Here is a 526-nt window from a genome sequence, read left to right as displayed (position 1 = left end):
GTGCCGGTGGAGATCGTCAGGCGCATCCTCGACGACGGCCGCTTCGCCGGCCGCTCGGCGGCGCGCCAGGAGGTGACGGCGCTGTTCACCGACATCGCCGACTTCACCACCATCAGCGAACGCATCGCGCCGGAGGAGGTGGTCGCCATGCTGTCCGCCTATTTCGATCGCATCCATCAGGTGGTGCTGGCCAACGACGGCGTGCTCATCCAGTTCCTGGGGGATTCCGTCTTCGCCCTGTGGAACGCGCCGACCGCCGATGCGCGCCACGCCGAGCATGCCTGCCGCTGCGCGCTGGATCTGGTCGCCGAGATCGACGCCTTCAACCGCGAGCAGCAGCAACAGGGCCTGCCGTCGTTCCACACCCGCATCGGCATCCATACCGGCCCGGCGGTGGTGGGCAGCGTCGGCGCCGAGACGCGCCTCCAGTACACGGCGATGGGCGACACCATCAACCTGGCCTCGCGCCTCGAAGGCATCAACAAGACCTACGGCACGGCGATCCTGGTGTCGCAGACGACGGCGG

1 protein-coding gene is annotated in these 526 nt (G+C 68.6%); it reads left to right on the top strand.

The features are described 5' to 3' along the window. A partial coding sequence (locus IEW34_RS30225) for an adenylate/guanylate cyclase domain-containing protein (protein WP_188612961.1) occupies nt 1-526 on the top strand: 526 nt, incomplete at both ends.

Origin of the sequence: Chelatococcus reniformis (assembly GCF_014640075.1) — a bacterium.
Lineage (GTDB): Bacteria > Pseudomonadota > Alphaproteobacteria > Rhizobiales > Beijerinckiaceae > Camelimonas > Camelimonas reniformis.
The sequence above is the reverse complement of the archived record's forward strand: the minus strand, read 5'-3'. Positions and strand labels throughout refer to the sequence as shown.